This is a genomic window from Croceitalea sp. MTPC5 (assembly GCF_036985505.1).
In the GTDB taxonomy this organism is placed as follows: Bacteria; Bacteroidota; Bacteroidia; order Flavobacteriales; family Flavobacteriaceae; genus Croceitalea.
This window is the reverse complement of the sequence record NZ_BTGQ01000051.1, coordinates 1-342: the sequence shown is the minus strand read 5'-3', so window position 1 is coordinate 342 and position 342 is coordinate 1. Positions and strand designations below refer to the sequence as shown.

General features: G+C 51.8%; 1 protein-coding gene. It reads left to right on the top strand.

What is annotated here, in order from left to right; all coding sequences use genetic code 11:
• Window positions 1-4: 4 nt before the first annotated feature.
• Window positions 5-342 (top strand): condensation domain-containing protein (locus AACM45_RS20405; protein WP_445227740.1); only part of this gene is annotated, 338 nt, incomplete at its 3' end.

The following is a 342-nucleotide window of genomic DNA, read 5'->3' as shown; positions in this document are numbered from 1 at the left end:
ACAGTTGGGTTACTGGAAGGAAAGGCTCTCGGGTTTTCAGATGCTTTCCCTTCCCACTGATAAGCTTCGTCCCAAGATGGTTGACTATTCCGGGGGCTACTGCACCTTTGACCTTGACTCAGAGACGAGCGACCGTTTGAGGGCGATCGCTCGAAACAACGGAACTACGATGCACAGTGTGATGCTCGCTGCGACGAGCATCCTATTGGGGAAGTACAGCGGACAGGACGATATTGTCATTGGCAGTCTTACTGCAAACCGACAGTACGCACAGACAAGGGACCTGCTAGGCTTCTTTGTGAACACCCTGGTAAACAGGACATTACTGAGGGATGAAGAGGA